Annotated in this window: 4 protein-coding genes and 1 pseudogene; all 5 read right to left on the minus strand. The window is 66.6% G+C overall.

The genetic code is table 11. The features are described from left to right. Positions 1–156: nucleotide-binding protein (locus PGX04_RS02160; protein ID WP_465263783.1), on the minus strand; the 156-nt coding region annotated here is incomplete at its 3' end. After that, entirely contained in the window at positions 153–518 is a 366-nt protein-coding gene (locus PGX04_RS02165; RefSeq protein WP_273737018.1) for a DUF7857 domain-containing protein, read from the minus strand. The genes PGX04_RS02160 and PGX04_RS02165, both read right to left, overlap by 4 nt. Before the next feature lie 41 nt (positions 519–559). Then, entirely contained in the window at positions 560–1,327 is a 768-nt protein-coding gene (locus tag PGX04_RS02170) for a protein sorting system archaetidylserine decarboxylase (RefSeq protein ID WP_273737019.1), read from the minus strand. Positions 1,328–1,400: 73 nt separating this feature from the next. Beyond that, on the minus strand, positions 1,401–3,437 hold the full coding sequence (locus tag PGX04_RS02175; protein ID WP_273737020.1) for a PAS domain-containing sensor histidine kinase: 2,037 nt from the start codon (positions 3,435–3,437) through the stop codon (positions 1,401–1,403). 221 nt (positions 3,438–3,658) lie between these two features. Beyond that, positions 3,659–4,748, minus strand: a pseudogene (locus PGX04_RS02180) (DEAD/DEAH box helicase); the annotation flags it as partial.

A 4,748-nucleotide genomic window follows, 5' to 3' on the forward strand; every position in this document is an offset into this window, starting at 1 on the left:
GGCGAGCACGTCGTGGAGGTCCGGGCCGTGACCGCGCGGGAGGTCGGCGGTCGTGAGGTCGCCGTCGACGACGACCGCGTCCAGTTCGCGACCGAGGTTCAACGCGATCGTCGATTTACCGACGCCGCCTTTGCTACCGCTGACGGCGACGATCATCGCTGCCGTTCGAGAACGTCGGGCGACGGTTTCCACTCGGTCAGTGACGCGAGCGCGTCGACCTCGTTCGCCGACCGATCGGTCGAGGCCCGCCGAGCGGCAACCATTTCGAGCGGCGGCTCAGCGGGCGCTGCGGGACTCGCGAAGCCGATACCCCGGTGCTGATTCGGTTCCACGATCCCGTCCCAGCCTGCGTCGGTCCACTCGGGGTCCGGATGCGGTCCGCGACCGGGATGCCAGAGGGGGCCGTCGAGTCGGCTCTCGATACGGACCCGCTGCGGCGTCGTCGCGGTGGTCGCGACGGTCGCGAAAACCAGCGTCACTCCTTCGATCCGGTCGATCTCCCAGTCGAGTTCGATCACGGTCGTGTTGGCCGCTCGATATCGTATAAAGGATCGCCGAATCAGGCCTCGAGGTCGAACTCGCCGGTCAGTGCGTCGGCCGGCGACTCGAGCACGATGCTCTCGCCGGCGGTCATCGAGTCCCCGATATCGACGGCGACGTCCTCGAGATCGACCGTCGGCGGAAAGAGCAGGTCGACGCGGCTGCCGAAGGCGATGTGGCCGATCCGTTCGCCCCGCTCGAGGCTGTCGCCGCGCTCGGCGTAGGGGTGGATGCGGCGGGCGAACGCGCCGGCGATGAGCGTGACGTCGGCGTCGTGATCCGGTTCGTCGGGGTGTGCAGTCGGGGCGTCGGCGGCCGATTCTCCGCGTTCGTCTCCGATGGGCTCCCCGCCGTCGTCCGCGATCGCTGCAGCCCCGTCGTCGCCTGCGTCGGACGGCAGGTTCGGGGAGTCGGTCTCGAGGCGGACGTGGACGCGTTCGTTTCGGTCGGACTCCTTCGAGAAGGCCGGGCGGTTCGCCCCGGAGACGTGTTCGACGTCGGTGACTCGGCCCGCGAAGGGAGAACGGACGACGTGGACGTGCCAGACGTTCATGAAGACGCCCAGCCGAACTCGATCGCCTTCCCCGCGGAGAACGGAGACGGTTCCGTCGGCCGGCGAGACGACGCCCGTCGGCGGCGGGGAGCGCTCGGGATCGCGAAAGAACGCGAGGGTTCCGGCACCGACCGCGAGCGCGACGAGGCTCGCCGTCACGCTAATGAGAAGGGCAAACGGGGCAGCGAGCAGGGGAACGATGGCGTACTTCCAGGCCCCCGGCGCGACGTTCATAGGTGAGGTGACGGGGCCGAATCGTATGGCCGTTACGGATCGACGGGTCGGAACGACGGTCCCCCTCGAGTCGCTACCGCGATCCGTCGGCGGGAATCGTGAAGGAGAACGTCGAACCCTCGCCGGGTTCGGCGTCGACCCAGATGCGGCCGCTGTGGCGCTCGACGATGCGGCGACAGAGCGCGAGTCCGATTCCCGTCCCCTCGTACTCCTCGCGGCTGTGGAGTCGCTGAAATACCCGGAACACTCGATCCTGCTTGTCGGGATCGATGCCGATCCCCTCGTCGCGGACCGAAATCTCCCACGTTCTGCCGCTCCGCTCGGCGGTGACGTCCATCCGCGGCGGTTCGTCGCCGCTGTACTCGATCGCGTTCGAGAGCAGGTTCTGGAACAGTTGGCGGAGCTGATGTGAGTCGCCTCGTACCTCGGGTAACGGCTCGATCGAAATCTCCGCGTCCGATCGGTCGATCATTACCTGCAGGTCAGTCAGCACGTCCGCGAGCACGGCGTCGAGATCGACGGGTTCGAAGGGGTCGCCCTGCGAGTCGATTCGAGAGTACTCGAGCAGGCCGTCGATCATCTCTCGCATGCGATCCGCGCCGTCGACCGCGTAGTCGATGAACTCCCGGCCCTCCGCGTCGAGTTCGTCGGCGTACCGGCGCTCGATCAGCTGCAGGTAGCTCGAGACCATCCGCAAGGGCTCTTGCAGGTCGTGGGACGCGGCGTAGGCGAACTGCTCGAGGCGTTCGTTCGACGCCTCGAGCTCCGAGACCGTCTCGTTGAGGCATCGCTCGTACCCCTGGCGCTCGATCGCCGTCGCGAGAATCGTCGCCACGCTCTCGAGGAAGTCGATGTCGTGGTCGGCGAACTCCCGTCGGTCGGTGGCGTAGACGTCGAGGACACCCCACGGGTCGGATACCGGTCCGATCGTGACGGTGATTCCGCTCCGGACGTCGCGATCGGTCGATACCGACGGACCGTCGAACCGGTCGTCGGACTCGAGGTCCTCGATCACGATGGGACCGTCGCCGGCCAGTACGGCGGCAGCGATCGAACCCGACGCGGGCGTCGTCGCGCCGTCGGCGACATCGATGCCGCTGCCGGCTCGGAGCCGCAGCACCCCGGCGTCGGAGTCCGCCGCGTCGTGTTCGAAGACGGTCGCGTACTCCGCGTTGAGCGACGCCGTGACCAGTTCGGTCGCTTTCTCGAGCAGGTCGTCGATATCCGTGCTCTCCAGGGCGTTCCGACCGAGATACGAGACCGACTCGAGCTGGACGACTTTCTCCGTCAGGGTTTGCTCGGCCTCCTTGCGCGGCGAGATATCCCGAAAGAGGCCGACGAAGTACCGATCGCCGTCGAACGTGAAATCGTTTAGCGAAACGCCGAGCGGGACCTCGTGGCCGTCCGTGTGTTGGCCCGGTAGTTCGACGTACGTCCAGTTGATGTGTCGCTCGCCGGTCTCGAGGTATCGCTGGAGCGCGGAGAGATGGGTCTGGCGCAGTCGTTCCGGGATGATAGTGACCTTGCTCGAGCCGACGAGTTCGTCGGGGTCGTGGCCGAGAATGCGTTCGACGGCCGGGTTGGCGTACTGGATGTCGCTGTCCGTATCGAGGACGATGATGCCGTCGGGGAGCGCGTTTGCCAGCGCCTCGAAGGTCCGGCCGTACGTGAGATCGGACTCGGACGCCGCCGACGAGCGGGCGGGGACGCGCCGTCGGCGGACGATTCCGGTGATCGTCGGTTCCTGATCGGTGTCGTCTCGCGGCCGTCGCTCGAGGTGGACCGTACAGGGGACGCTCCCCGTCTTCGTTCGAATCGAAACCGGCGTCGACGTCGTCGACGAACTCCCTCCGTCGAGATCCGAATCGAGCGACTCGAGGCGCGTTCCGTCGTCGAAAAGCGCACCGAACGGTCGCTCGTCGAGTTCGCTCCGCGTGTAGCCCGTCAGCCGCGTGAACGCGTCGTTGACCGCGACGATCGTCCCGGACGGCGTCGCTCGAAAACAGGCGATGTCCGCCGCCTCGAGTAGCCCCGCCTTCCGGTCGGGGAACGAACCGGCTTCGGACTCGTCCGCAGCCGCGGACGGGTCACGTGACGGGCCGGAATCCATTGACTCGGATTTGGGTGTCGTGTAGATAAGGGCTGTGGATCGGCTATAGTGGCCACTGAACTGATTTAACACTGATCGCAACGCTGTCGTGCGATCAGGTGTGTATTGACTTTCAGTGGCTACTATAGTAATAGGGATGCATTCAGTCGGTCGGACAGGAGGAGGTCGGACGGGGATCGAGATTCTCGGCCGGACCGTCGGTGACGGTTCCGGATCTCCCGTCAGTCCCAGAACGCCTGGGTCCGGGCGTACTCGCGCTCCTTCGAGAGGATGTCCCGATAGAACTCGGCTTCGTCCTCGCGAAGTTTGTTGATGATCTGGGCGGCGTTGTGGGGGCCGACGCCGCGGGCGGCCATCGCGATGACGGCCTGCTTGCCGTGGCTCTGAACGAGGCCCGCGGCCCTGAACGCGCGTTCGGTCATCTCTCGCTGCTCGTCGTCTTTGTCCTGCGACCGGACCGCCTGCACGACCTCGTCGGCCCACGGGTTCAGGGAGGCGATCCGCGTCGACCCGCACTCGGGACACTCGGGTTGGTCGGGTACCCGTTTTACTTTCGTCTTCACCTTCCACTCCGTGCAGTGGGTACAGAGTAGGATGACGCGGTCGTCCTGAATTCGCTCCTTGACCGTATTGATGACGCTCGCGTCGGCGTTTTCGGGTGCGAGGAGTTCCTTGCCGCCCGACGAACGACCGCCCAGCCCGACCGGCGTGCGCCCGCGGTGGGTCACCAGCTCGAGGTCCCCCGACTGGACCCGCTCGAGCACCGAACTCGCGCGTTCGATGTCCAGATCCTCGTGGAACACCTCCCGAATCGCCTCCTCGTACATCGGCGTGTCCTCGAGCGCTGCGAGCAAGCGATCGTTCGAGATGCGCCCCGACCCCTGATTCTGCCAGCGTTTGAGCGCGCCGAACTTCGCCGAGACCTGCGCGAGCCGGAACGCCAGCGCGTCGGAGCGCTTGAGCCCGAGTTCGACGATCGCCTCGACGTGATCGGGGTCGGTCTCCTCGAGCACCGCGAGTACGTCGCTCGTCGCGATCGAGTTCGGCACCTCGAGTTCGATCCGGTAGGGATCGGTCTCGAGGCCGACGGACGACCCCGCGCGCTGCCCCAGCAGCGCGGAGAGGATCCGGCCGAGCGTCTCGTTCGCCGTGTGGCCGAAGGGTGCGTTGAGTACGATCGTTCGACCCTGGCGTTCGAGGACGAGTCGATCCGCCGTCGGCATCGGCGCGTCGGCGTCGATCTGGGCCTCGAGTTGGGTGCAGGCCTCGGTCAGGGTGTACTCGTCGGACGGATAGCGGCCCGCGAGCTCG

It is taken from the genome of Natrinema soli (assembly GCF_028618695.1).

Bases quoted from the DNA above. Each gene is read 5' to 3' on its own strand.
- PGX04_RS02170 (WP_273737019.1), bottom strand. From the start codon at position 1,327: ATGAACGTCGCGCCGGGGGCCTGGAAGTACGCCATCGTTCCCCTGCTC.
- PGX04_RS02175 (WP_273737020.1), bottom strand. From the start codon at position 3,437: ATGGATTCCGGCCCGTCACGTGACCCGTCCGCGGCTGCGGACGAGTCC.